Below are 25,012 nucleotides of genomic sequence, written 5' to 3'. Positions count from 1 at the left end.
CCGTGTGGTGGACCCCCGAACGCGGCGCGGCATACCGCCGATTCACCACGGAAGACCGGACCACCCTCCTGAACGCCTACACGGCACACGGCCGCCAGAACGCGCTGGACCTATAGGGACCCGGCAACGAGGGCCCGGGCCGCCGAGTGGCGTGCAGGCACGAGGAACAGGCGACGGCCGGGTGGCGGCGGGTGGTCGCGAGTGTGGGCCACGGCAGATAAGGGCACCTCGAAGGCCCCCTTTCGCGCCCCCGACCCGGTAGCGTGCGGCTGCCGCCAACGTACGGGAGGGCCATGCCCGCACAGGAGACCCCGGTGGCCGGAATCGATCCGGCCGCCGATCCGGCTGCCGGGCGGGCCGCCGACAAGCTGCCGCCTGCCGGACCAGCGGTCGATCCCGAAGACCCCGACGCCCGCTCGCCGCGCGTCCAACTCGTCGCGGCTCTGCTCGCGGTGCTGCTGGTCGTCGGGGCCGGGTTCCACCTGCTCTTCGTGAGCCTGCACGTGGCCCCGGAGAACCAGGCGTCCCGCAAGTACTCGGAGGACATCCGGGGGTGGATCTTTCCCCTCTTCGAGCAGAACTGGAAGTTGTTCGCGCCCGACATCCTCGCGGTCAACGTCCGGCTCAACGCGCGGGTGCAGTACCGGGCCGCGGACGGCACCGTGCGGGAGTCGGCCTGGACGGACCTGACCGGCGACGACATCGCGCACATCCAGGGCAACCCGTTCCCGAGCAAGGCCGACCAGAACTTGGTGCGCCGCGCGTGGGACTTCTACCTGGGGTCGCACAACGCCGACGAGAGCCCCGCCAACAACCAGGCCGAACTGGCCGAGGAGTACCTGCGGAGGATCGTGGTCAAGCGCTTCCAGGACGCCGGGCGCGCGGACGGGATCGTCGCGGTGCAGCTACGCGCGGTGTCCACCCCGATCGCGGCGCCGGGGTCGTCGCCGACGCAGCCGACCGTACGCGAACTGGGCTGGTGGGAGACGAAGCGCGATGACTTCCGTTGACCCCGGGCCCGCGTCCGGGCACGTTCCGGCGCCTGCGGCTCCCGCGGACGACGCGCCGAAGCCCGCTCGCGGGCGTCCGCCGCTCGACGTACGCCTGGCCGAAGGGCTGCTCGCTCTCCTCGGCCGCATCACCGGACGCCCGCGCGGCCTCTACCAGGCGGCCCTGTTGCGCATCGGCTTCGGCGGCGTCTTCCTTGCCGCGCTCCTGCGCGAGTTCCTCAACCGGCGGGAGATCTGGGGCGACCGGTCGCCCTGGTCGCCGGACATGGCCCGCAGACTGCTCGGCGGCATCGACGGTGTCAGCATCCTGCTGGTCCGCGACGAACGCTGGTGGTTCGAGCTGATGTTCGCAGTCGCGGTGCTCGCGACCACGCTGTTCGTGCTGGGCTGGCACACGCGGGCGACGAGCGTGCTGTTCTGTGTCATGGTCGTGTCCTTCAACAGCCGTTCCCTGCTGATGACGGACAGCGGCGACACCGTGCTGCTGCTGATGTCCTTCTACCTGATGTTCACGGCCTGCGGTCGCGTGTGGTCGCTCGACGCACGCCGGGCACGGCGTACGGGGCAGACGCGTTCCCCCGGGCCGGGCCACGAGTGGGGCGTCTTCGTCGCGCTGTTCGCGGTCGTCGCCGCCGGACTGCTGCTGCCGTGGTGGGCGTCGCTGGTCGGTGCGGCGATCGTGCTGACCGGGATGTGGCGCCTGCCGCTCGAACTCGAACAACTGCGCGCGGCCCTGGTGGCCGCGATGCACCACTGCGCGCTGTTCGTGATCGCCGCCCAGGTATGCGTCATCTACGCGGCCGCGGGGCTGTTCAAGGTGCAGGGCAAGACGTGGCAGGACGGCACGGCCATGCACTACGCGCTCAACCTCGAGTACTTCCAGCCGTTTCCGGCGCTGTCCGGCGTCGTGGACGGCGGCGAGGTCTGGGGTACGGCGCTGGCGTACGTCACGGTCTTCACCCAGGTCGGGTTCGCGTTCCTCGTCTTCGCCAAGCGCGCGAAGTACGTCGTCATCGCGATCATGCTCGGCATGCACTTGGGCATCGCCGTGCTGCTGGGCCTGCCGGCCTTCTCCGCGGCCATGGCACTGGGCGACCTGGTGTTCCTGCCCACTGCGTTCCTCTTGTTCGTCCGGGCCCAGGGCGGCCGGGCCGGACGGTGGGTCGGCGGGCGGCTGCGTGCGCGGCCCGGCGCGGAGGGCGCCCCGCGTACCCTCGACGCGTGACCGACGACCAAACCGCCCCGCACGACCCCGCACGCGAGGTGGGCGTCGGGCCGCACCCGCAGCCGTGGCCCGACGACCCGAGGTACGACCCCGAGCTGCTGGCCGAGGGGGACCGGCGCAACGTCGTCGACCACTACCGCTACTGGACCCACGAGGCGATCGTCGCCGACCTCGACACGCGCCGGCACGACTTCCACATCGCGATCGAGAACTGGCAGCACGACCTCAACATCGGGTCGGTCGTGCGCACGGCCAACGCCTTTCTCGCCCGCGAGGTGCACATCGTCGGCAAACGCCGGTGGAACCGGCGCGGCGCGATGGTGACGGACCGGTACCAGCACGTGCGGCACCACCCGGGCGTCGCGGACCTGGCGGAGTGGGCGAAGTCCGAGGACCTGCCGGTCATCGGCATCGACAACCTGCCCGGCGCGGTGCCGCTGGAGACCACGGTCCTGCCGCGGCGCTGCGTCCTGCTCTTCGGCCAGGAGGGCCCCGGGCTGACCGAGGAGGCGTGGGCGGCCTCTTCGCTGGTGTGCTCGATCGCCCAGTTCGGCTCGACGCGGTCGATCAACGCGGGGGCCGCGGCGGCGATCGCGATGCACTCCTGGGTGGTGCGGCACGTCGCCCCCGAGGACCTGCCGCCGAGCGGGGTGTGAGCACGTGACGGACGCTGCCGCGGAAAACGCCGGGTCCGAACTCGCCGGGTCCGTGCCGCGCTTCGACGCGGTCGTGCTGGCCGGCGGAGTCGCGCGGCGGCTCGGCGGCCGGGACAAGCCCGCGCTGCGGGTGGGCGGACGCACGCTTCTCGACCGCGCAGTCGAGGCCTGCGCGGGGGCGGGGCGCGTGGTCGTGGTGGGGCCGGAGCGTACGACCGCGGCGGCGGTGCGCTGGGTGCGCGAGGATCCGCCGGGCGGCGGGCCGGTGGCCGCGGTGGCGGCCGGGCTGGCCGCGGTCGACGCGCCGTACGTCCTGCTGCTGGCCGCCGATCTCCCGTTCGTGACCCGGGAGGTGACGGGCCGTCTCCTCGACGCGCTGGTGCGCCCGGCGGACGGCGGCGCGAATTCGCCGCCCGACGGCGCGCTGCTCGTCGACGCGGACGGACGTGATCAGATGCTGCTCGCGGCGTACCGGACCGAGGCCCTGCGTGATGTGCTGGCCGCGCTCGGCGAACCGCACGGAGCCGCGCTGCGGCGGCTGCTCGCACCGCTGGCGCTGGTTCGGGCGGTGGACGCCGAGGGCGCCGCGTTCGACTGCGACACCTGGCCTCAAGTGCGGGCTGCGAGGGACCGTTCCGGGAGGATGGAAGACGTGCTGGAGGACTGGATCGAGGCCGTGAAGGCCGAACTGGGCGTCGAGCTCGACGTCGACATCGCCGCGTTGCTGGACATGACCAAGGTCGCGGCGCACAACGTCGTGCGCCCGGCGGCCCCGCTGACCGCGTTCCTGGTCGGGTACGCGGCGGCGCAGGCGGGCGGCGGAGAGGCGGCCGTCGCCGAGGCGCTGCGCAAGGCGGAGGCGTTGGCCGCGGCGTACGAGCGCCCCGAACAAGGCAACGAGCAGTGAACAAGCGAAGCGGCGAAGCAGAACCAGGGATGCGTTTCGCGAATGCGGCCGCCGAGCGTAGCGAGGCGGCGGCATGAGGGTGAGGTGGCGGTGTGTCTGATCACCACGATCTGCCCTGGCCCGACGCCCGGGCGCGCGCCCGGGCCGCCGGTCGGCCGCTGCCCGCGGTGTCCCGCACCCTGCACCACGCGCGGGACCACGTGCTGGCCAGGCCGCTGACCGCGCTCACCGACCTGCCGCCGTTCGACACGTCGGCGATGGACGGCTGGGCCGTCGCGGGTCCGGGCCCGTGGAAGGTCCGCGGGCGGGTGCTCGCGGGCGACGACTCGGGCGTGCTCGCGCCGCTGCGCGACGGTGACGCGGTCGAGATCGCCACCGGGGCGCGGCTGCCGCGCGGGGCCACGGGGGTGCTGCGCAGCGAGCGCAGCAAGGTGGACGACCGCCTCCTGTTCGGCGACGTGCAGCAGGGCGGCGACATCCGCGCGCAGGGCCAGGAGTGCCGCAGTGGGGACGAGTTGCTGCCGGCGGGGACCGTGGTCACCCCGGGCGTCGCGGGGCTCGCCGCGGCGGCCGGGTACGACGAGCTGATCGTCGTCGACCGCCCCCGCGTCGAAGTCCTCGTGCTCGGCGACGAACTGCTCGACTCCGGCCTGCCGCGCGACGGGCGCGTGCGCGACGCACTCGGCCCGCTGCTGACCCCGTGGCTGCGGCTGCTGGGCGCGGACGTGCGCCGGGTGCGCCGGGTGGGCGACGAACTGGCCGCGCTCCGCCGAGCGGTGGACAACTCGCAGGCCGACGTCGTGATCACGACCGGTGGTACGGCGGGCGGCCCGGTCGACCACGTACACTCCCTGCTGCGCGACCTGCGGGCCGAACTCCTGGTCGACGGCGTCGCGGTACGCCCCGGGCACCCGATGGCGCTGGCCCACCTCCCGGGCGCGCGGCCGGGCGGCGGGCGCTTCCTGGTCGCCCTGCCCGGCAACCCGCTCGCGGCGGTGTCCGGCATGCTCACCCTCGCGGTCCCGCTGCTGCGCAGGCTCTCCGGCCGTGCGGAGCCGAGGCCGCGGCGGGTGCGGGTGGCCGACGCGGTCACCGGGCATCCGCGCGACACCCGGCTCGTGCCGATGACCGGGGACGTACCCCTGCACTTCTCGGGGCCGTCGATGCTGCGCGGCTTCGCGGTGGCCGACGGGATGGCCGTCGTGCCGCCGGGCGGCCTCCGGGCGGGGGACCGCGCCGAGGTCCTGCGGGTCCCACGATGAAGACGGTGCGCACGCCCGACGACCAGCCGTCCGACCGCAGGGGGCCGATGGGCGCCCTGGCCCGGCCGATCCCCGGTGTCGCGCGCGACGCGGAGGCCGAGGCGATGGGGCCGGGTGCCGCGGCGATCAGCATCCCGCGCGATCGGCCGGGGCCGCTCAAGCAGGTGCTGCGGCGCTTCGGGATGGCCCTGCTGGTGCTGCTCGCGACGGTGCTGATCGTCTACCTCGACCGGGGCGGTTACAAGGACAACGCGGGCGGGGAACTGTCGTTCCTGGACGCGGCGTACTACGCGACCGTCACGCTGTCCACGACCGGCTACGGCGACATCGTGCCCGCCAGCGAGTCCGCCCGGCTGGTCAACATCCTGGTGGTCACGCCGCTGCGCGTGGTGTTCCTGATCATCTTGGTCGGCACCACCCTCGAAGTCCTCACCGAACGCACCCGGGAGCAGTGGCGGCTGTCCCGCTGGAGGTCCACCTTGCGAGACCACACTGTCGTCGTCGGGTACGGCACCACGGGCTTCAGCGCGATCCACACGCTGCTGGCGCAGGGTGTGCCCAAGGAGCGGATCGTGGTGGTCGACCCCGATCCGGAGACCGCCGCGTACGCGGCGGACCAGGACGGCCTGGTCGTGGTGACCGGCGACGCGACGCGCGCCGAGGTGCTGCGCCGCGCCGAGTTCGAGCGGGCACGGAACCTGATCGTGTCGGTCAACCGCGACGACACCGCGGCCCTGGTGACCCTGACGGCACGTCAGCTCAACCGTCGCGCCTGGATCGTGGTCGCGGTGCGCGAGGACGAGAACTCCCCGCTGATCCGGCAGAGCGGCGCGGACTCGGTCGTCACCACGGCGAGCGCGGCAGGGCGCCTGCTGGGGGTGTCGATGCTGAGCCCGAACGTCGGCGAGGTCGTCGAGGACCTGCTGCACTACGGCTCGGGCATGGACCTGATCGAGCGGCCGGTGGACAAGCGCGAGGCCGGCAAGTCGCCGTCGCAGTGCCGCGACCTGGTGGTGGCGGTCGTACGCGGGCACCGCATGCTGCGGCACGACGACCCCGAGGCGTCCAAGCTGGCGGCCGGGGACCGGCTCGTGGTGATCCGCAGCATCGGCCAGCCGGGTACCGGGATAGTGACACCGTCGTCCGAACGGCACTGAGCGGCGGCGGACGGACCGTACGCCGAACGACGAGGAGCGAGAGCGTTGCACGCGATCACGATCAAGGCCCCGGGCGGGCCGGAGGCACTGGCCTGGACCGAGGTCCCCGACGAGGAGCCGGGGCCCGGCGAGGTGTTGGTCGAGGTGGCCGCCACGGCGGTCAACCGCGCGGATCTGATGCAGCGCCAGGGCTTCTATCCGCCGCCGCCCGGCGCGTCGGAGTACCCCGGCCTGGAGGCGTCGGGCCGGATCGCGAAGCTCGGTGCGGGCGTCGCGGGCTGGGCGGTCGGCGACGAGGTGTGCGCGCTGCTGGCGGGCGGCGGGTACGCGGAGTACGTGCGCGTCCCCGTCGGCCAGCTCCTCCCGGTGCCGGACGGTGTCGGCCTGGTCGAGGCGGCCGCGCTCCCCGAGGTCGTGACGACCGTCTGGTCGAACGTGTTCATGGTCGCGCACCTGCGTCCGGGCGAATCGTTCCTGGTGCACGGCGGTTCCAGCGGCATCGGCACGATGGCGATCCAGCTGGCCCGGGCGGTCGGTGCGAGGATCTTCACCACCGCGGGCACCGAGGAGAAGCTCGCCCGCTGCCGCGAGCTGGGTGCGGACGTCGCGATCAACTACCGCGAGGAGGACTTCGCCGCGCGGATCGCGGAGGAGACCGACGGGGCCGGGGTCGACGTGATCCTGGACAACATGGGCGCGAAGTATCTCGCCCGCAACGTCGACGCGCTCGCGGTCAACGGCCGCCTGGTGATCATCGGCCTGCAGGGCGGGGTCAAGGCCGAGATCAACCTGAACCAGCTGCTCACCAAGCGCGCGGCGTTGGCCGCGACCTCGCTGCGGGGCCGTCCGCTGTCGGAGAAGTCGGCGATCGTCGCGGCGGTGCGCGAGCACGTGTGGCCGCTGATCGCGGCCGGCCGGGTGCGGCCGATCGTGGACCGCGTCCTGCCGGTCACCGATGCCGCGGAGGCACACCGGATCGTCGAGGCGAGCACACATGTCGGCAAGGTCGTCCTGGCGGTGCCGGGTGATCGGAAGTGATCACACCGAACTTTCGGAATGTCGGTTATTGAACGAATAGTCCGTTTTTCCTAGGCTGCCAAGCACCACCGGTAGGTCCGGTGCGAGGGGCGCTGGGGAAGGTGGCCGTGAAGCGGACCCGTGCAGTCGCGGCATACCTGGTGCTGTCCGCGCTCGCCGTGCCCTCGGCCTGGGCGGCGCCGCCCGAGCCCGCGCCCACGGCGGCGCGGGCCGACGCGCCCGGCGACGTCCCGGCGGGCGCATCCGCGGGGGACCGCGTCGACGCGCCGGGCGGTGCGCCGGCGAACGCCGCGGGGAACGCCCCGCCCGGCGTCCCGCAGAACGCGCCGGGCAGCACCCCGGCAGGGGTGGCCACCGCCGCGCCGCGGGCCGGGGTGCCCGGGCTGCGGCCGGATCCCGACCCGCACCCCTCGACGGCTCCCGGGGGAACGGGCGGCGCACGCGAGCACGGCCTGCCGGGTCGTACCGACAGCACCGCGCGGCCGACGCGCGAGGACCGCGACGCACTGCTGGCGCGCGTCGCGCCGCTCGGCATCACGCCGGTCGTCGACGTCTCGGGGATGCCGGCCCTGACCGTGGACCACGAACTCGTCCTGTCCGGCGGGCCGGAGGGCATCGCCGCGATGCAGGCCGCCGGGATCGAAGTCGTCCCCGGTCTACGCTCCGGCGTGAGCGCCGTGCGCTCCGGCGGTCGAACGGTGGCGTGGTACGTGGAAAACCCTCCGCCGCTCCCGCCCGCTCCCACCGGGTCCGTCGCCCCGGAGTCCGGGGCGGCTCCGGACGAACCCAAGTCCCCCGGGCTGCCGAAGACCGGTCTCGGGGCAACCGTCCAGCTCGTGGCGCTGGGCCTGCTGCTGGTGGCGGGCGGCACGGCCTTCGTACGCATCGCCGCGCGCCGCCGACGCGGGCGGTCCTGACCCTCCCGGCCGTCCGCAACCGCTCCGCCGAGGCGCGAATATGACGTGTAGTCATGTCCGCGTGGCGTACCGATGTGGCCACAGGGCCGGGTGCCGTCTGGTGCAACTCCCGAGAAGAGTGCAGTCTCATCAAGGCGGTCACATCGGAGACGGCGGGGCCTGATTCGCGATAGTTTCCGGCAGTGCCACCTCGCCCCTGGCCATCCGGACGGGGAGCGCGGCGAGGAGGCCCGCCAGGGCCGGTGGCCCCCCGGTCGGCAGGGGGCGGACCCCGATCGGCGGGAAGGAGGCCGGATGCACCGAGTTCGCGCCTTCATTCGGCGTGTCCCGGTCGGGCCCGTGATCATCGCCCTGCTGATGGTCGGCGTCCTCGCCCTCGTCAATTGCTACGGCACCGACGGCGCCGCCGAGCAGGCCGCGCCCTCCGAGCCGGTGGTCGGAATCCCGCCGCAACTGCCCGCCGAAGAGCACGCGATGCCGAGTCCCGCGGCGACGACCGACGGGCCGCCTGCCGTCGTCGTGCCCGTGCCCGCGCCGAGCGGGACCCCGGCGGTGCCGAGCGCCGCGCCGTCCGCCGGCGGCACCATTGCATCGCCGATGTCGACCCCGGCCGCGACGGGCGGCTCCGGCGCATCGGGTTCCGGCGCTTCCGCCGCGCCGCCGGTCGGTACCCGCCCCCCGGCGACACAAGGCCCCGGATTCTCCACCCAGCCGCCGGGCAAGGTGCCCGGCACCGATGACGACGACGATGACGTGGCGCCCGTCTCGGCGCGCATGCGCGTGGTGAGCGTGGTGCTGACCAGCGACCACGGGCCGGGCGCGCAGATCCGCTGCAACGACCGGGAAGAGGTCGTCATCGCCGCGACGATCATGGTCGACGGCGGCCAGGGCGACATCGTCTACCAGTGGTTCTTCGAGAACGCCCGCGCGTGGCCGCCCGACCAACTGCACTTCACCGGTACCGGGCCGCGGCAGCAGAGCCTCCAGATCCCGTGGCCGGTGGGCCTTCGCTTCGACGGCACCCGGGTGCGCGGCACCGTGCAGCTCCGCATCCTGCAGCCCGCGGTCTACGCCCAGACGCGGGCCATCACCATCGACGTCGTCTGCGTCTGACCGACGGCCCGGTACCAGCGGCTCCGGTATCAGCGGCCCCGGTGGTGACGGCTCCCATGCCCACAGCTTCGGTGCGGACTGCAGCTCCGGCCTCCTGTGCAGCCCGGCCCGTCCGGCCCGCCCGGACCGGTGTCCGGGTGTCCGGTACGCGCAGAGGCCTTGTGGAAATGAGCATACCCGGTATACATACTGAGTATGTCAATCAAGCACGGACTGCTCGCCCTCCTGGACCAGGGGCCCCGCTACGGCTACCAGCTCCGGGCCGAGTTCGAGTCCCGCACCGGATCCACCTGGCCGCTCAACGTCGGCCAGGTCTACACGACGCTCGGGCGCCTCGACCGGGACGGGCTGGTCGTACCGGACGGCGAGGACGGCGAGGGCCACGTCTTCTACCGCATCACCGACGAGGGCCGCCGCGAGCTCCAGGAGTGGTTCGACGAGCCGGTCTCCCGCGCCGGACGCCCGCGCGACGAGCTGGCCATCAAGCTGGCCATGGCGGTCGCCGTGCCCGGCGTCGACGTCACGGCCGTCGTGCAGACCCAGCGCGCGCACACGCTGCGCGCCCTCCAGGACTACACACGGCTCAAGGTCCGCGCCGCCGAGGACGACCTCGCGTGGCAACTCGTGCTCGAGAGCCTGGTGTTCCAGGCGGAGGCCGAGGTGCGCTGGCTCGACCACTGCGAGGCCCGGCTCGCCCGTCGCGACGTCGTCCCGCCCGCCGCCGAGCCGCTGCCCACCGCACCGCCGCCCGGGGAGGCGGCAGCGCAGGACGGCCCGCCCAAGCGCGGCCGGATCCGCAGGGGGAAGCGATGACCGGACCGACGGCCACGGAATCCACCGCCCACGCCGGTGCGGCGGACGTGCCGGTGCTCGAACTGCGGGGCCTGGGACGCACGTACGGCAGCGGCGAGACCCAGGTGCAGAGCCTGGTCGGCGTCGACCTCACCGTCTCCGCGGGCGAACTGCTCGCCGTCATGGGCCCGTCCGGCTCCGGCAAGTCCACCCTGCTGATGCTGGCCGGCGGGCTCGACAGCCCGACCACCGGCATGGTGCTGGTCGAGGGCGAGGAGATCAGCGGCCTGCCGCGCCGCAGGCAGGCCGCGCTGCGCCGGCGCAGCGTCGGCTACGTGTTCCAAGACCTCAACCTGATCCCGGCCCTCACCGCCGCCGAGAACGTCGCCCTGCCCCTCGAACTCGACGGAACGTCGGTGCGCAAAGCCCGGACCGCGGCTCAGGACGCGCTCGCGGAGGTCGGCGTCGCCGAACTCGCCGAGCGCTTCCCAGACGAGATGTCCGGCGGCCAGCAGCAGCGCGTCGCCATCGCCCGCGCTTTGGTCGGCGACCGCCGCCTGGTACTCGCGGACGAGCCCACCGGCGCCCTCGACTCGGCGACCGGTGAAGCCGTCCTGCGGGTCCTGCGCGCCCGCTGCGACGCGGGTGCGGCCGCCGTCCTGGTGACCCACGAGGCACGGCACGCGGCCTGGGCCGACCGCATCGTCTTCCTGCGGGACGGGCGCCTCGTCGACGACACCGGCCGACACGACGTCCCCGAGAACCTGCTCGCACGCGAGGGCAGCCGATGAACGTCCCCGCGTGGCGCGCCGCGCTGCGCATAGCCCGGCGCGAGGCATGGCGCGCCAAAGGGCGCAGTCTGCTCATCGTGCTGATGATCGCCCTGCCGGTGTTCGCCGGCAGCTCGGCCGACATCGTGTACCGCAGCCAGCAGTTGGACCGGAACGAGCGCCTGGAGCGGAAGATCGGGCAGGCCGACGCGCTCGTCCGGGACGCCGGGGTCCAGGCCGCCGTCGTGCAGGACCCCGACAACGGCGACGACATGGCCCAGGCGATGATCCTGCAGTCGCTGCCCTCCGGGACGCCGGGGGCGTACCAGCCTCCCGAAGAGCTCCACCCCGACGTCCTCGGCTCCGTCCCCGCCGGCTCCACGGTGGTCCCCAGGGTCCAGATCCCGCTCTCGCTCCGCACCGCGCACGGCATGACCACGGCGGACTTCGTCGAGTTCGACTACCGCCACCCCCTGGCCAAGGGCATCGTGTGGCAGACCGCCGGCCGCGCGCCGGCGAAGGCCGACGAGGTCGTGGTCACCGAGAAGTTCCTGTCGGTCAGCGGCCTGCGCATCGGCGGCACGCTCACCCAGCCGGACAGCGGCCGCACCTTCACCATCGTCGGCACCGTCAACCTGCCCAACGCGCTACGCGAGCGAAGTGTGTTCGCGATGCCGGGGGCGCTGCTGGAGAAGCTGGACCCGAGGCCCGGTCCCCCGCTCGAATACGAGTACCTGGTCGACGCACCGGCGGGCACGTACACCTGGGACAAGGTCCGCGAGCTCAATGCCAAGGGCATCGTGGCGACTTCGCGCGAGGTCGACGGGAGCAAGCTGGCGGACCGCGAGGTTCCGTACCGGCAGCTCGCCTTCGGGGTCGACCAGGTGAGCGATCTCGCGGTGGCCGTCGGGGTCGTGGTGCTCGGCATGGCCCTGCTGGAGGTCGTGCTGCTCGCCGGACCGGCGTTCGCCGTCGGAGCGCGGCGCCGCAGAAGGGACCTCGGGCTGGTCGGGGTCGCAGGCGGCGACCAGCGGCACATCCGCACCATCGTGCTCGCCGACGGCGTCGTCCTCGGCGTGATCGCCGGGGCGGTCGGCACGGTTCTGGGGCTGGGCGCCGCCTGGTTCTCGCGGGACTGGTTCGCCGACATGTCCGGCAAGGAGCTGGGCCACTACGAGGTACGCCCGCTCGAACTCGCCGCCGTCGTGGCCCTCGGCATCGTCATCGGCATGATCGCCGCGGCCGTCCCGGCGTTCCTCGCGGCCCGCGAGAACATCGTGGACTCGCTGACCGGCCGGCGCGGCGTGCGGCGCGGTTCACGCGTGCTGCCGGTCGTCGGCGCCGCCGCCGGCGCCGCGGGACTCGGCGTCGCCTACTACGGCGCGGCCGTCAACCCGAACGACATCGTCCTGCTGGCCGGATGCGTACTGGCCCAACTCGGCGTGATCGCCTGCTGTCCCGCCCTGGTGGGCATGGCCGGGCGGCTCGGCCGAATCCTCCCGCTGACGCCGCGGCTCGCGCTGCGGGACGCCGCCCGCAACCGGCCGCGCACCGCGCCCGCGGTCGCGGCGGTCATGGCGGCGGTGGCCGGAGCGGTGGCGGTGACGGCGTACTGGGCGGGCACCGACCACGACAACCGCGAGAGCTACCGGCCGCGCGCGGGCCACGGCCAAGTCGTCGCGTACCCGCCCCCCGGCCGTGCCCTGGACGCCGGCTTCACCAAGGCCATCGAGGACAACCTGCCGGTCACCGGCGAGGGAATGGTCATGGGGTACGCCTCCAGCTACTGCCCTCCCGGCCAGACGTGCACGACGGTCTCCGCCTTCATCCCCGAGGCCAACCAGTGTCCGCTGTACTCCGGCGACCAGGGGGAGAACCCGGTGCCCACGGAGGCCGAGGTGGCCGCCGCGCGCACCGACCCCCGTTGCGCACCCGGCAGCAACGAGTTCTGGGGCATGGTCAACCTGCCGGTGGGCGACGCCGATCTGGTGCGGCGCGTCAACGGCAGCACCGACCCGCGCATACCCGAGGCACTGAAGAACGGCGCGGTGGTCTTCGACGAGCGGTACATCCACGACGGCAAGGTCACCATCTCGATCGGCACGATCTACTCGGCCGAGCCGGGACCCGACGGGCAGATGCCCGAACCGCCGAACGGCCCCCTGCCGCCACCGCGCACGTTCGACGTTCCCGCGCTGTACGTCGAGTCCGACGGCTTCGACTACGCGGCGGTCATCCTGGGGCCGGAGCCCGCGAAACTGACCGGCATCCCGGTCGAGCCGACGCAACTGGTCTACGACACCACGAAGATGCCCAGCGAGGCGGCCCAGCAGCGGGCCCAGGAAGCGCTGCACGCGCTGGGCGGCGGCGGCGTCGAGGTCGAACGCGGCTACCAGGGGCGTCCGAGCACCCAGATCCTGCTGCTCGGTGCCGCCGCGGTCCTGGTCGCCCTGGGCGCTTCCGGCGTGGCGACCGGACTGGCCCTCGCGGACGGCCGCAAGGACCTCGCCACCCTCGGCGCGGTCGGCGCGCCGCCGAGAGTGCGGCGTACGCTCTCCGCCGCGCAGAGCTGGGTGATCGCCCTGATCGGCACGTCACTCGGTGTCGTCGTGGGCCTGCTGCCCGCCGCCGCGCTGCGCTGGAAGACCGCCGAGGTCGCCGAGCGGGCCCAGGAGGCCGCGATCGCCGAAGGTGGACTGCAGAACACGTCGAAACTGCCGGACATCGTCGTGGTCATCCCCTGGGCGCAGATGGGCCTGGCACTGGTGGTGATTCCGCTGCTGGCCGCCGCCATCGCGGCGCTGTGCACGCGGTCGCGCGAGGTCATGCGGCCGCGGAGCGGGTGAACGGCCCGCCCACAAGCCCCTTCGCAGGCAGGCATCCTCTCCCGTCGGAGCGGTCCCCGTGGCGGGGGCCGCCGCCGACGGGAGAGGATGGGGGCATGAGCATGCCGAACAACGAATCGCAGGACGAGAACCCGCACGTCGTGATCGTCGGCCCCGACGGCATGGCGGTGGGCGGCGCCGAAGGCGGCGAGAACGGCGAACTCGCCATCACCGACATGGTCGAGCAGCCCGCCAAGGTCATGCGCATCGGCAGCATGATCAAGCAACTGCTCGAAGAAGTGCGTGCGGCGCCTCTCGACGAGGCGAGCCGGGTGCGGCTCGCGGACATCCACAAGGGGTCCATCAAGGAGCTGGAGAAGGGCCTCGCCCCGGAGCTCGTCGAGGAGCTGGAGCGCCTGACGCTGCCGTTCAACGAGGAGAGCGTCCCCACCGAGGCCGAGCTGCGCATCGCCCAGGCCCAGTTGGTCGGCTGGCTCGAGGGTCTCTTCCACGGAATCCAGACGGCGTTGTTCGCGCAGCAGATGGCGGCGCGCGCCCAGTTGGAGACGATGCGCAGGGCGCTGCCGCCCGGTGCGATGCCGGGGCGGCCCGGCGAGGGCGGTCCGGCCGGCGCGTCCGGCCCGTATCTGTAGAGCACCGGTGGACGCCGGGTGCACACCCGGAGCAGACTCCCGGCACGGTACGGCGGGACGCGCGTCGCGACCCGCCGTACCGCCGCCTCGACGCCGCACCACGGGGGGCCGCGGGATGGTGCACGACCGGCACGACGAGTTCGCCGGAACCCTGTTCGGCGACGGGCGCTACCGCACGCTCCGCCGCATCGGGGGTGGCGGCATGGCGGTGGTGCACGAGGCCCACGACGTGGCTCTGGACCGCATAGTCGCGGTCAAGCGCCTGCGCACCGACCTCGCCGAGGACGCGGTGGCCCGCTCGCGCTTCGCGCGCGAGGCGCACCACGCGGCGGCGCTCAACCACCCGGCGATCGTGCGGGTCTACGACACCGGCGAGGACGACGTGTCCGGCGGTCCGATCCCGTGGATCGTCATGGAGCTGGTCGAGGGCTACACGCTGCGTGCGCTGCTGCGCCACGAGGGGCCGCTGCCCTGGCGCCGGGCGCTGCGCATCGCCGCGTACGTCCTCGACGCGCTCGAGTACAGCCACGGGCACGGGATCGTGCACCGGGACATCAAGCCGGTGAACGTCATGGTGACGCAGCACGGCGAGGTCAAGGTCATGGACTTCGGCATCGCGCGGGCGGTGCACGGCACATCCGCGTCGCTCACCGCGGCCGGGCACATCATGGGGACGCCGCAGTACTTCTCGCCGGAGCAGGCGCTGGGCCATCCGGCCTCACCGCGCAGCGACGTCTACTCGGTGGGCTGCCTGCTCTACGAACTGCTGGTCGGCAACGTGCCGTTCGACGGGGACAGCGCGATCACCGTGGCGTACAAGCATGTACGCGACGAGCCGCTCCCGCCGTCGGCGCACCGCGACGTGCCGGGAGCGGTGGACGATCTGGTGCTGCACGCGCTGCGCAAGGACCCCCAACTGCGTTTCGCGTCCGCGAAGGAGATGCGGGCGGCAGTCGCGCGCATCATCCCTGACGAGGTGTCGGATTCGGGCGGGGGCATGCTCCCCGGTGCGGGCGGGCACCGCAGGCGTGCGCCGGGGCGCGGTCCGGTGCCGGTGCAGGGCACACGAAGGGCGCAGAGACGCAGCCGATCGCGCCGCCGCGCGCTGGTGTTCGTCGTCGGCATGGCACTTCTGGTCGCCGCCGTGCTTGCCTTCGTGGCAACGGGGTAGCCGTCACGGGTTATCCTGGCGTGCCCGCGTCAATGGCGTTGCGGTGAGCTATATCTCGCCGTGGGGGCCGTTCAAGCCTGATGGCATGGCCCTGCTGCCGGTACGGTGACTCGGATACCGGATTGCGGGACAATGCCATGTGCGCACGGGGCCGGGACCCGCCGTGCCTTTGCGGCCCGGCGATCGTTGGGACGAGCGAGTCCGTTCCCGGCGGACCGTGACGAGACGGACGGCGAGGAGTGATGGGTCAGCCGCAGCGCCCGGACGACGAGGTCTCCGGGACCCAGGTCAGGACCGTCGGTGCGGGACGCTACGAGCTGGGGCGTCAGCTCGGCCGCGGCGGCATGGCCGAGGTGAGTATGGCCCACGACGTACGGCTGGGCCGTACCGTCGCCGTCAAGACACTGCGCCCCGATCTCGCGCAGGATCCGGTGGCCCGCTCGCGCTTCGGCCGCGAGGCGCAGAACGCCGCGTCGCTCAACCACCCCGCGATCGTGTCCGTGTACGACACGGGTGAGGACCGCATCGGCCCCGAGCTGGTGCCGTTCATCGTGATGGAGTGCGTCGAGGGCCGCACGGTGCGCGAACTGCTGTCCGAAGGATCGCCGATACCGCAGGAGCAGGCCCTGCGGATCACCGAGGGTGTGCTCGAGGCACTGGAGTACAGCCACCGGCACGGCATCATCCACCGCGACATCAAGCCCGCCAACGTCATCATCACCAACTCGGGTGCCGTCAAGGTGATGGACTTCGGCATCGCCCGCGCGCTGCACAGCGCCGCGACGACGATGACGCAGACCGGCATGGTCATGGGCACCCCGCAGTACTTGTCGCCCGAGCAGGCCCTGGGTCGCACCGTGGACGCCCGCAGCGACCTCTACTCCAGCGGCTGCCTGCTGTACGAACTGCTGGCCCTGCGGCCGCCCTTCAACGGCGACACGCCGCTGTCCGTGGTGTACCAGCACGTGCAGGACGACCCGCGTCCGCCGTCCGCCTCGGACGCGCGGATCCCGGCGCATCTGGACGCGATCGCCCTCAAGGCGCTCGCCAAGAACCCGGACGACCGGTACCAGACCGCCGAAGAGATGCGCATGGACATCCGGCGCGTGCTGGCGGGCCAGACCGTCCACGTGGCGCCGCCCACCACCAGGATCCCGGCCCAGCCGCCCGGCGGGACCACGCGCCAGCACCAGGCGTGGTCGGCGGGCGCCACCGGATCGATGGCGGCCGCCCCGACCGCGCGGCTCGGCGGTCCGGTGCCGGGTGGTCCGGACTCGATGCGCACCGGCCCCCTGCCGGGCGGCCCGCTGTCCCTGCCGACGAACGACGGCGGCACGGGCGCGATGCCGATGGTGGAGGACGACCGCGACGAACGCCGCCGGTCGGGCTTCTTCTACGCGATGATCGCGGTGGTCGTCGTCATGGTGATCGCGGGCGTGACGTTCGCGGTGCTCACGCTGATGAAGCCCGGGGACGACGAAGGCGACAAGAAGAACCCGAACGCGCCGGGGACCGTGACGTCCAACTCCCAGACGCAGACCGACGAGAGCTCCCCGGGCGCGAACAACCCGCTGCCCGACCCGACCTACACCGAGTCGGAGACCATCCGGACGTCGTCGCCGCCGCGCACGGCGCCGAACCCCGGCCAGACCGCGCCCTCGGGCAACCCGCAGACCAACAACCAGACGTCGCGGCCGCCGAGCACGTCGTCGCAGCCCACCACGACCAAGCCCGCGACGAGTGCGCCGCCGACCAGCGACCCGCCGACGTCGAACCCGGCGACGAACACCAAGCCGGCGACATCGGGGCCCCCGCCGACGTCGAACCCCGCCGGATAGCGGACATCACTCCACGAACGCGGCCATCACCTCCTCGTAGTGCCGGGTCCACCACACGATCAGTGCGGCGGACGCCGGGAACAACGGGTCGGAGCGGTGGTCGCGTTCGTCGTAGTGCCGGTTCAGCATCCAGAAGTCGTTGAGCCGCTCCCACCACAGGCGCTGCACCGCGGCGGCCAACTCGTCGTCGCCCGGGTCGCTGACCGCCCGGTAGGCATGCACGAAGGCGCGTACGCGCGGCAGGTCGAGGGTGCCCGTCGCCGAGGCGGTGAAGAACAGCAGCGCGGCGCGTACCGTCTCCTCGGTGTCGGGCAGCGCGGCCAAGCGGTCCCAGTCGATGATCGCGACCGGGTCGCGCTCGGCGTACAGCAGGTTCAGCGGGTGGAAGTCGCCGTGCACATAGCCGGTCCGGGGCCGGTCGTGGTCGGCCGGCCGTCGGTGGGCGAGCCGCCGCAGCATGCGCAGGCGTTCGATCAGCCGGTGCTCGGCCAGTTCGTCGAACGGTTCGCGGACGGCACGGGCGCGTATGCGTTCGAGCAGCCGGGTGGCCACCCCCATCGAGTGTGCGGCGTCGGCCGCGGGGGCGAACATCGGCTGCTGCACGGGCGGCAGCATGCGGATCAGCTGCGCGTGCACCCGGCCGAGCAGGCCGCCCAGCTGCGTGCACTCGGTGTCGTCCAGCTCACCGCCGCCGCGGTGCCGGCCCTCGACCCACGGGAACAGCGCGAACCAGCGGCCCGCGACGCGGCGTGCGGTGGTGCCCTCCCGGTCGGCGACCGGCGGTAGCGCCGGAATGCCGGCCGCGCGCAGGCGCTCGGTGACACGGTGCTGGAAGGCGATCGCCGCGGGCGTCTGGTCGAGGTAGTGCTTGAGGAACCACCGGCCCTCGGTGGTCGTCACTTCGTATCCTCGGTTCAGCAGCCCTTCGGCGATGGGCCGGAACCCCACCGCGGTGCCGACCGCGTAGTGGCCGAGCAGCGCGGACAGCGGGGATCGCCCCGCGCGGGTTGTGTGCATAGAGTTACATTATCTCTACGCAGAGTTACGAGAAGAGTTTTTCCAGAATCAGTGCGACACCGTCGTCATCGTTGCCGGCTGTGTGATTCGGGACGGCCTTCAAGACCGCCGGATGAGCATTTGCGACCGCGTACGGGTGGCCGGCCCAGGTGAGCATCGGCAGGTCGTTGGGCATGTCACCGAACGCCACCACTTCGGCGGCGGTGATGCCGTGCCGGGCGGCGAAGGACGCGAGCGTCGTCGCCTTGCTGATGCCGAGGCCGCTGATCTCCACAAGCGCGATCTTGGAGGAGTGCGTGAACTCCGCGTACCGGCCGGCCGCGGCCCGGGTCAGGGCCAGGAACTCGTCCGGGGCGAGCGAGGCGTGCCGCGCCAGCAGCTTCAGCACCGGACCGTCGAGCAGTTCCTCCACCGGGGCCACCGCGTGCACGATCGACAGGTCGCGCTCCAGCGGCGGGTACGCGGGCTCGTGCGCGAACCCCGTCGCCGTCTCCACCGCGAAGCACACGTCGGGGATCTCCGCCTTGATCAGGCCCACGACCTTGCGGGCCGCGGTGACGTCCATCGGATGCGTCTCGACGATGCGCTCGGCCCGCAGGTCGTAGACCACCGCGCCGTTGCCGCAGATCGCCAGGCCGTGGTGTCCGGTGACCTCCGCGACCTTGTCCATCCAGCGCGGCGGTCGGCCGGTCACGAACACGACTTCCGCACCGGCCGCCTCCACGGCCTCCAGGGCGGCGAGGGTGCGGTCGGAGATGGTGCCGTCACTGCGGACGATGGTGCCGTCCAGATCGGTGGCGACGAGGCGCGGGCGCGGAGAGGCAGTCACGCCGTACATCCTCGCTTACGCGTCCGCGGAGATGCAGGGCACACCTCCGCTCCGCGGGGTACCCCGCCCGCACGGACGCCCGTCGGCTTGTCGCAATTTGCCGCACATCGGGGCCGATCTAGTCTTGGATCATGAAAACCGGTGTCGTGATCCTCCCGATTTACTCAGGCCAAGAGGCGCTCGCGCGCTGGCGCGCGGCGGAGGAGGCGGGATTCGACACGGCCTGGACCTTCGACCACCTGTCCTGGCGCACGTTCCGCGACAAGCCCTGGTTCGGCACGGTGCCGACCCTCGCGGCCGCCGCCGCGGTGACCTCGCGGGTACGCCTGGGCACGCTCGTCACCTCGCCGAACTTCCGGCACCCGGTGACGTTCGCCAAGGAGGTCATGACCCTCGACGACATCTCCGGCGGGCGCATCACGCTCGGCATCGGAGCGGGCGGCACCGGCTTCGACGCCACCACGCTCGGCCAGGACCCCTGGCCGCCGCGCGAACGCCAGGACCGCTTCGAGGAGTTCCTGGACCTGATGGACCGCCTCCTCACCGCGCCGGCGACCACGTACCGCGGCACGTACTACTCGGCGGTCGAGGCACGCATGATCCCGGGCTGCGTGCAGACGCCGCGCGTGCCCTTCTCCGTCGCCGCGACAGGTCCGCGCGGCATGCGCCTCGCGGCGCGGCTCGGGCAGCAGTGGGTGACCTTCGGCGACCCGAAGCGGCTGACGGGGCAGACCGCCGCGCAGTACACCGCCGACATCGCGGATCAGGTGCACCGCCTCGAAGACGCCTGCATCGCCGAGGGGCGCGACCCGAAGGAACTCGGCCGCGTGCTGCTCAGCGGCTCCACCGACGAACGTGTGCTCGACTCCGTCGACGCCTTCGTCGACCACGCGGGCCGCCACGCCGCCGTGGGCATCACCGAGATCGCCGTACACCTGCCCGTGCCCGGCACCGTGTTCGGGACCGACGAGAAGGTCTTCGAGCGGATCGTCGCGGACGGGCTGCCGCAGGTCCGCGACCTGTAGGCGGATACGCGGGTCGGCGCGTCGCGCGCGGTCGGGCGGGGCGCCGGGGAAGCCGGTCAGCCTGTCGGGAACAGGCGCTCCAGAACGACCGCCACACCGTCCTCATCGTTCGAGGCGGTCACCTCGTCGGCGATCGCCTTGAGCGAGGGGTGCGCGTTGGCCATCGCGACGCCGTGCCCGGCCCACCGCAGCAGCGACAGGTCGTTGGGCATGTCGCCGAACGCGATCGTTCCGGCGGCCCGCACGCCGAGGCGGCGCGCCACCAGGGACAGCCCGATCGACTTGGCCAGGCCGGGCGGCAGCAGTTCCACTATCCCGGGGCCCGCGTGCGTGATGTCGACGAGGCCGTCGCAGATCTCCCGGGCGCGGGCGGCCAGTTCGTCGTCGTCGAGGCCGGGGAGCTGGACATACGCCTTCAGGATCGGCTCTGCCCACAACTCGGCGCGGTCGGCGACCGTGCGCACGGGCAGTCTGAGCCGGTACGCGTACGCCGGCTCGACCACCACCTCGCCGTCCAGTCCCGCCCGGCTCACCGCGAGCGCGACCGGGCCCAGGTTGGCCACCAGCTTCTCGACGGCCAAGCGGGCCACGCCGCGGTCGAGCGTGACCGAGGTCAGCAGCCGGTCCTCGCCCGCGTGGTAGACCTGCGCGCCCTGCGAGCACACCGCCAGGCCCTGGTAGCCGAGGTGTTCGAAGACAGGGCGCGACCACGAGACGGCGCGGCCGGTGACGATCACATGGTGTGCGCCGGCCGCGCGCACGGCGTCGAGCGCCGCGCGCGTACGACCGGAGATGGTGTGGTCGTCACGTACGAGAGTGCCGTCGAGGTCGGTCGCGACCAGCCCGAAGGGGCCGGCCGTCACGCGGCGCCCACCGGCTCCAGGACTTCGCGGCCGCCCAGGAACGGGCGCAGCGCCGCGGGTACTCGCACGGAGCCGTCGGCCTGCTGGTGGTTCTCCAGGATCGCCACGATCGTGCGCGGGACCGCGCACAGCGTGCCGTTGAGCGTCGCAAGCGGCCGCGTGCCGTCCTCGCCGCGCATGCGCACGGACAGGCGGCGGGCCTGGAACTCGGTGCAGTTCGAGGTCGAGGTGACCTCGCGGTACTTGCCCTGCGTCGGGATCCACGCCTCGCAGTCGAACTTGCGGGCGGCCGACGACCCGAGGTCGCCCGCGGCCGTGTCGATGACCCGGAACGGCAGTTCGAGCGCGGTCAGGAACTCCTTCTCCCAGTCGAGGAGGCGCTTGTGCTCGGCGGCGGCCTCCTCGGGCGTGGTGAAGACGAACATCTCGACCTTGTCGAACTGGTGCACGCGGATGATGCCGCGCGTGTCCTTGCCGTAGGTCCCGGCCTCGCGGCGGAAGCACGGCGAGAACCCGGCGTAGCGCAGCGGCAGTTGCCGGGCGTCGATGATCTCGTCCATGTGGTACGCGCCGAGCGGGACCTCGGCGGTGCCGACCAGGTAGTAGTCGTCCTTCTCCAGATGGAAGACGTTCTCCGCGGCCTGGCCGAGGAAGCCGGTGCCCTCCATCGCCTTGGGACGCACCAGGGCAGGGGTGATCATCGGCGTGAACCCGGCGGCGTTCGCCTGGGCCATCGCCATGTTGACCAGGGCCAGTTCCAGCATCGCGCCGATGCCGGTCAGGTAGTAGAACCGGGCGCCGGAGACCTTGGCGGCCCGCTCGACGTCGATCGCGGCGAGCAGCTTGCCCAGCTCGACGTGGTCGCGGGGCTCGAAGCCCTCGGCCGCGAAGTCGCGCGGGGTGCCGACCTCCTCCAGCGTGACGAAGTCGTCCTCGCCGCCGGGCGGCACGCCGTCCTCGACCACGTTGGAGAGCTCCAGGAGCAGGCGCTGCGCCTCGGCGGCGGCCTCGTCCTGCTCCGCGTCCGCGGCCTTGACCTCGGCCGACAGGGCCTGCGCGCGCTCCAGCAGGGTGGCGCGCTCGTCGCCCTGCGCCTTGGGGACCTGCTTGCCGACGCTCTTCTGCTCGGAGCGGAGGCGGTCGAACGCGGTCGCCGACGCGCGGCGGCGCTCGTCGGCCGCCAGCAGCTTGTCGACGATGGTCTCGTCCTCACCGCGGGCACGCTGCGAGGCGCGGACGCGGTCGGGGTCCTCACGGAGCAGTCGCAGGTCGATCACGGGGATTAGCGTACCGGGCGCCGGATGGCCGACGGCCACGCCTTTTCCGCACCGGGGCGCGAACAAGCGGGTATCAAAGGGGGGTGCGCAGCCTTTCTCCGAGCCCGGCCGACACGACCGCGGACGACGCCGACCACGTGTGGTGGCTCCCCGCGCGGTACGCGGTGCCCGCGATCGTGTCCGCCGCCGTCTTCGTCGCGTTGGCCCTGCTCGTGGCGCTCGGCTGGGACGCCCTCTTCCGGGTCGACTCCCAGGTCGCGCGCGATCTGCACAGCTGGATGGAGGCGCGGCCGACGGTCGTCGACGTGACGCGGTTCCTCACCGACTGGGTGTGGGACCCGAACGCGTTCCGGATCCTGGCGGCAGGTCTCGCGGCCGGGTTGTGGGCGGCGCGCAGGAGGCGTACCTCGGTGTGGGTGGTCACCGTCATGGTCATCGGGGGCGCGGCCGGCGGCCTGTGCAAGCTGGCGGTCGCGCGGGACCGGCCCACCTTCGCCGATCCGATCGCGACGGCGCACGGATGGTCGTTCCCCTCGGGGCACGCGCTCAACGGCGTGCTGGGCTGCGGCGTGCTGCTGATCGGCCTGTGGCCGCTGCTGCCGCGCCGGGTGCGGCCCGTCGCGGTGGTCGTCGCGGTGGTGTCGGTGCTGGGTGTGGGCTTCACCAGGATCGCGCTCGGGGTGCACTACCTGAGCGACGTGGTCGCCGGTTGGGCGCTCGGTGTCGTCGTGCTCGCGGTGTTCTGGGTGCTGGTCACGGCGCTGTGGGACCCCCTGGAATCGGCCGGTGCGGTGCCCGAGGACCCGGAGGTGGAGGCGGAGATCACGTCCGACGCGGACACGGGGATCGACGTGGGCCGTCCGGACGGCCGCGAGCCTGGGTAAGAATTGCGACCATGCTCACGGAAGCAGGACGGTTCCTGCGGCGGATCGCCCTGCCCCTGGTGGCGACGGCCTTGGTGGTGGTCGGCCTCGGCCTCCTGGTGACTCGCGCGCTCGACGGGGTGTGGCCGGTTTCGCGCGAGGAAGACCTCGTGCGGACCCTGGAGGACCACCGCTCGGACCTGTGGGACGCGGTCTCGCGCGTCCTGTCGGTCGCCTCGTCGGCGCCCGCGGTCATCGGGGTCGCGGTGGTCGCCGCGGCGATCGCGTACGCGGTCTACCGGTCGTGGCGGGCCCCGCTGTTCCTGCTGGGCACCGTCCTCGCGCAGACGGCGGTGTACGGCCTGACCGTCGCCTTCGTCGACCGGGACCGGCCCGACGTCGAGCGCCTCGACGACGTGCCGGGCGACGGGTCCTATTTCTCCGGGCACACGGGTGCCGCCCTCGCGCTGTACGGCGGCATCGCCGTCCTGCTGTCCCACCGCCTCCAGGGCAAGGTCCGGGTCTGGGTCTGGCGTGTCCTGTGCCTGCTGGTCCCCCTCGCGGTCGGGTTGTCCCGCGTCTATCGGGGTGACAGCCATTTGAGCGACGTCGTCGCGGCGTTCGCGAGTGCCGCGGCGGTGCTGGTGATCATGAACGCGGCGGTGCTGTCGCCGCGCGCGGTGTGGGGCGGCGCGGGCGGCCATCTGCGGCACACCGGCGAGAACGGCCACGTGCCGCGGGCCGCGCTCGTGGTGAACCCCATCAAGCTGGACTCCGCGGACGACCGGGTGCGCATCGACCGGATCATGGCCGAGGCCGGGTGGGCGCCGCCGCTGTGGCTGGAGACGACGATCGAGGACCCGGGCGGCGGGGCCACGCGCGCGGCCCTGGCGGAGGGCGTCGACCTGGTGGTGGTCGCGGGCGGCGACGGGACGGTGCGCGAGTGTGCGGGCGCGCTGGCGGGGACGGGGGTGCCGCTGGCGGTCGTGCCGTCGGGCACCGGCAACCTGCTGGCCCGCAACCTGGGCCTGCCGATCGACCTGACGGACGCGGTGCACGTCGCGGTGCACGGGCACGACCGGCACATCGACCTGGGCGGCATCGAGCCGGACGAGCCGGACGGCGAGCGGCGGTACTTCACCGCGATGGCCGGAATCGGGCTGGACGCGGCGATGGTCGCGGACGCGCCCGACGCGCTGAAGAAGAAGGTCGGCTGGCCGGCGTACGCGGTGTCGGCGGGGCGCCACCTGCGCGACGCGCGCATGCGGGTGACGCTGCGGATCGACGACGGCGAGCCGATCAAGCGCCGGGCCCGGATGGTGCTGGTCGGCAACGTGGGGGCCTTGCAGGCGGGGATGCAGCTGCTGCCCGGTGCGGAGCCCGACGACGGGCTGCTGGACGTCGTGGTGTTCGCGCCGTACGGCATGACCGGCTGGGCGCACGCGACCGTACGCGTCATAGGGCGCCGCCGGCGCGACGTGCCGGAAGTGCCGCCGCGGCAGCGGCGGTGGCGGCCGATCGAGCATTTCACCGGCCGTTCGGTGGAGGTCACGACGGCCCGGCCCGAGCCGCGCGAGTTGGACGGCGACCCGATCGGGCCCGGCACGCGTCTCGCGGTGCGGGTACGCCCCGGGGCGCTCGTCGTACGGGTGCCCGAGGGCCGGGTCGCGGTGCGCCCGGAGGCCCGTGCGGAGCCGTTCCCGGTGGCGGACGACGTCGTCGAGATCGTGGCCCCGGACCGTCCGGGCGGTGGGGCCGACGGGGTGTCGGACGCGCGACACGATCATCAAAAGACCTGAAAATC

General features: G+C 72.9%; 22 protein-coding genes. 18 read left to right on the top strand and 4 right to left on the bottom strand.

Annotation, left to right across the window (positions count from 1 at the left end; translation table 11 throughout):
• Nucleotides 1-293 precede the first annotated feature (293 nt).
• From ACWD12_RS15000 to ACWD12_RS14930, 15 genes are all read left to right on the top strand, one after another.
• On the top strand, nucleotides 294-1,010 hold the full coding sequence (locus ACWD12_RS15000; protein WP_450099891.1) for a DUF5819 family protein: 717 nt from the start codon (nucleotides 294-296) through the stop codon (nucleotides 1,008-1,010).
• A complete protein-coding gene (locus tag ACWD12_RS14995) occupies nucleotides 997-2,235 on the top strand; it encodes an HTTM domain-containing protein (protein WP_450099890.1) in 1,239 nt (412 codons plus the stop codon). The genes ACWD12_RS15000 and ACWD12_RS14995 overlap by 14 nt, the downstream gene beginning before the upstream one ends.
• Nucleotides 2,232-2,891 (top strand): TrmH family RNA methyltransferase, encoded by a 660-nt coding sequence (locus ACWD12_RS14990; RefSeq protein ID WP_358347286.1) that lies wholly within the window; start codon nucleotides 2,232-2,234, stop codon nucleotides 2,889-2,891. The genes ACWD12_RS14995 and ACWD12_RS14990 overlap by 4 nt, the downstream gene beginning before the upstream one ends.
• A 4-nt stretch (nucleotides 2,892-2,895) precedes the next feature.
• Nucleotides 2,896-3,798, top strand: a complete 903-nt coding sequence (locus ACWD12_RS14985; protein WP_450099889.1) for an NTP transferase domain-containing protein — start codon at nucleotides 2,896-2,898, stop codon at nucleotides 3,796-3,798.
• Between the two features lie 92 nt (nucleotides 3,799-3,890).
• Complete coding sequence (locus tag ACWD12_RS14980) at nucleotides 3,891-5,060, top strand: molybdopterin molybdotransferase MoeA (protein WP_450099888.1); 1,170 nt, start codon at nucleotides 3,891-3,893, stop codon at nucleotides 5,058-5,060.
• 104 nt (nucleotides 5,061-5,164) lie between these two features.
• Nucleotides 5,165-6,217, top strand: a complete 1,053-nt coding sequence (locus tag ACWD12_RS14975) for a potassium channel family protein (RefSeq protein WP_358347317.1) — start codon at nucleotides 5,165-5,167, stop codon at nucleotides 6,215-6,217.
• A gap of 45 nt (nucleotides 6,218-6,262) precedes the next feature.
• On the top strand, nucleotides 6,263-7,255 hold the full coding sequence (locus ACWD12_RS14970; protein ID WP_450099887.1) for an NAD(P)H-quinone oxidoreductase: 993 nt from the start codon (nucleotides 6,263-6,265) through the stop codon (nucleotides 7,253-7,255).
• 107 nt (nucleotides 7,256-7,362) lie between these two features.
• Nucleotides 7,363-8,172: a hypothetical protein gene (locus ACWD12_RS14965; protein ID WP_450099886.1), complete on the top strand. Its 810-nt coding sequence runs from the start codon at nucleotides 7,363-7,365 to the stop codon at nucleotides 8,170-8,172.
• A gap of 294 nt (nucleotides 8,173-8,466) precedes the next feature.
• Nucleotides 8,467-9,285 carry a hypothetical protein gene (locus ACWD12_RS14960; RefSeq protein WP_450099885.1) on the top strand — a complete coding sequence of 273 codons (819 nt, stop codon included), beginning with the start codon at nucleotides 8,467-8,469 and terminating at the stop codon, nucleotides 9,283-9,285.
• A gap of 195 nt (nucleotides 9,286-9,480) precedes the next feature.
• Nucleotides 9,481-10,098 (top strand): PadR family transcriptional regulator, encoded by a 618-nt coding sequence (locus ACWD12_RS14955; protein ID WP_450099884.1) that lies wholly within the window; start codon nucleotides 9,481-9,483, stop codon nucleotides 10,096-10,098.
• Nucleotides 10,095-10,868 carry an ABC transporter ATP-binding protein gene (locus ACWD12_RS14950; RefSeq protein ID WP_450099883.1) on the top strand — a complete coding sequence of 258 codons (774 nt, stop codon included), beginning with the start codon at nucleotides 10,095-10,097 and terminating at the stop codon, nucleotides 10,866-10,868. Before ACWD12_RS14955 ends, ACWD12_RS14950 begins: the two co-directional genes overlap by 4 nt.
• Nucleotides 10,865-13,693 carry an FtsX-like permease family protein gene (locus ACWD12_RS14945; protein ID WP_450099882.1) on the top strand — a complete coding sequence of 943 codons (2,829 nt, stop codon included), beginning with the start codon at nucleotides 10,865-10,867 and terminating at the stop codon, nucleotides 13,691-13,693. The genes ACWD12_RS14950 and ACWD12_RS14945 overlap by 4 nt, the downstream gene beginning before the upstream one ends.
• A gap of 95 nt (nucleotides 13,694-13,788) precedes the next feature.
• A complete protein-coding gene (locus tag ACWD12_RS14940) occupies nucleotides 13,789-14,325 on the top strand; it encodes a bacterial proteasome activator family protein (protein ID WP_358347263.1) in 537 nt (178 codons plus the stop codon).
• Nucleotides 14,326-14,440: 115 nt separating this feature from the next.
• Nucleotides 14,441-15,496 (top strand): protein kinase domain-containing protein, encoded by a 1,056-nt coding sequence (locus ACWD12_RS14935; RefSeq protein ID WP_450099881.1) that lies wholly within the window; start codon nucleotides 14,441-14,443, stop codon nucleotides 15,494-15,496.
• 242 nt (nucleotides 15,497-15,738) lie between these two features.
• Nucleotides 15,739-17,334, top strand: coding sequence for a protein kinase domain-containing protein (locus ACWD12_RS14930; protein ID WP_450099880.1), 1,596 nt, complete (start codon nucleotides 15,739-15,741; stop codon nucleotides 17,332-17,334).
• A gap of 6 nt (nucleotides 17,335-17,340) precedes the next feature.
• On the opposite strand, the gene ACWD12_RS14925 is transcribed toward ACWD12_RS14930, so the two are convergent.
• Together ACWD12_RS14925 and ACWD12_RS14920 are read right to left on the bottom strand one after the other, a co-directional pair.
• A complete protein-coding gene (locus ACWD12_RS14925) occupies nucleotides 17,341-18,351 on the bottom strand; it encodes a phosphotransferase (RefSeq protein WP_358347255.1) in 1,011 nt (336 codons plus the stop codon).
• Between the two features lie 25 nt (nucleotides 18,352-18,376).
• Nucleotides 18,377-19,189 carry a Cof-type HAD-IIB family hydrolase gene (locus ACWD12_RS14920; protein WP_435838953.1) on the bottom strand — a complete coding sequence of 271 codons (813 nt, stop codon included), beginning with the start codon at nucleotides 19,187-19,189 and terminating at the stop codon, nucleotides 18,377-18,379.
• A 122-nt stretch (nucleotides 19,190-19,311) separates the two neighbouring features.
• Here ACWD12_RS14920 and ACWD12_RS14915 point away from each other — a divergent pair, with 122 nt between their 5' ends.
• Nucleotides 19,312-20,205 (top strand): LLM class flavin-dependent oxidoreductase, encoded by an 894-nt coding sequence (locus tag ACWD12_RS14915; RefSeq protein ID WP_358347250.1) that lies wholly within the window; start codon nucleotides 19,312-19,314, stop codon nucleotides 20,203-20,205.
• Nucleotides 20,206-20,261: 56 nt separating this feature from the next.
• Here the strand turns inward: ACWD12_RS14915 and ACWD12_RS14910 are convergent, their stop codons facing one another.
• Together ACWD12_RS14910 and serS are read right to left on the bottom strand one after the other, a co-directional pair.
• Nucleotides 20,262-21,068: an HAD family hydrolase gene (locus tag ACWD12_RS14910; RefSeq protein ID WP_358347248.1), complete on the bottom strand. Its 807-nt coding sequence runs from the start codon at nucleotides 21,066-21,068 to the stop codon at nucleotides 20,262-20,264.
• Nucleotides 21,065-22,345: a serine--tRNA ligase gene (gene serS / locus ACWD12_RS14905; protein ID WP_358347245.1), complete on the bottom strand. Its 1,281-nt coding sequence runs from the start codon at nucleotides 22,343-22,345 to the stop codon at nucleotides 21,065-21,067. The genes ACWD12_RS14910 and serS overlap by 4 nt, the downstream gene beginning before the upstream one ends.
• Before the next feature lie 83 nt (nucleotides 22,346-22,428).
• Between serS and ACWD12_RS14900 the strand changes: the two genes are divergently transcribed.
• Nucleotides 22,429-23,229, top strand: a complete 801-nt coding sequence (locus ACWD12_RS14900; RefSeq protein WP_358347242.1) for a phosphatase PAP2 family protein — start codon at nucleotides 22,429-22,431, stop codon at nucleotides 23,227-23,229.
• 11 nt (nucleotides 23,230-23,240) lie between these two features.
• Nucleotides 23,241-25,007 carry a diacylglycerol kinase family protein gene (locus ACWD12_RS14895; RefSeq protein WP_450099879.1) on the top strand — a complete coding sequence of 589 codons (1,767 nt, stop codon included), beginning with the start codon at nucleotides 23,241-23,243 and terminating at the stop codon, nucleotides 25,005-25,007.
• The last annotated feature ends 5 nt before the right edge of the window (nucleotides 25,008-25,012 follow it).

The sequence above is a fragment of the Streptodolium elevatio genome, from assembly GCF_053592165.1.
The sequence above is the reverse complement of the archived record's forward strand: the minus strand, read 5'-3'. Positions and strand labels throughout refer to the sequence as shown.

Excerpts from the sequence above, each read along its gene's own strand:
- ACWD12_RS15000 (WP_450099891.1), top strand. The coding sequence starts at position 294 with ATGCCCGCACAGGAGACCCCGGTGGCCGGAATCGATCCGGCCGCCGAT.
- ACWD12_RS14995 (WP_450099890.1), top strand. The coding sequence starts at position 997 with ATGACTTCCGTTGACCCCGGGCCCGCGTCCGGGCACGTTCCGGCGCCT.
- ACWD12_RS14975 (WP_358347317.1), top strand. The coding sequence starts at position 5,165 with ATGGGGCCGGGTGCCGCGGCGATCAGCATCCCGCGCGATCGGCCGGGG.
- ACWD12_RS14960 (WP_450099885.1), top strand. The coding sequence starts at position 8,467 with ATGCACCGAGTTCGCGCCTTCATTCGGCGTGTCCCGGTCGGGCCCGTG.
- ACWD12_RS14955 (WP_450099884.1), top strand. The coding sequence starts at position 9,481 with ATGTCAATCAAGCACGGACTGCTCGCCCTCCTGGACCAGGGGCCCCGC.
- ACWD12_RS14950 (WP_450099883.1), top strand. The coding sequence starts at position 10,095 with ATGACCGGACCGACGGCCACGGAATCCACCGCCCACGCCGGTGCGGCG.
- ACWD12_RS14945 (WP_450099882.1), top strand. The coding sequence starts at position 10,865 with ATGAACGTCCCCGCGTGGCGCGCCGCGCTGCGCATAGCCCGGCGCGAG.
- ACWD12_RS14940 (WP_358347263.1), top strand. The coding sequence starts at position 13,789 with ATGAGCATGCCGAACAACGAATCGCAGGACGAGAACCCGCACGTCGTG.
- ACWD12_RS14935 (WP_450099881.1), top strand. The coding sequence starts at position 14,441 with ATGGTGCACGACCGGCACGACGAGTTCGCCGGAACCCTGTTCGGCGAC.
- ACWD12_RS14930 (WP_450099880.1), top strand. The coding sequence starts at position 15,739 with ATGGGTCAGCCGCAGCGCCCGGACGACGAGGTCTCCGGGACCCAGGTC.
- ACWD12_RS14925 (WP_358347255.1), bottom strand. The coding sequence starts at position 18,351 with ATGCACACAACCCGCGCGGGGCGATCCCCGCTGTCCGCGCTGCTCGGC.
- ACWD12_RS14920 (WP_435838953.1), bottom strand. The coding sequence starts at position 19,189 with ATGTACGGCGTGACTGCCTCTCCGCGCCCGCGCCTCGTCGCCACCGAT.
- ACWD12_RS14915 (WP_358347250.1), top strand. The coding sequence starts at position 19,312 with ATGAAAACCGGTGTCGTGATCCTCCCGATTTACTCAGGCCAAGAGGCG.
- ACWD12_RS14895 (WP_450099879.1), top strand. The coding sequence starts at position 23,241 with ATGCTCACGGAAGCAGGACGGTTCCTGCGGCGGATCGCCCTGCCCCTG.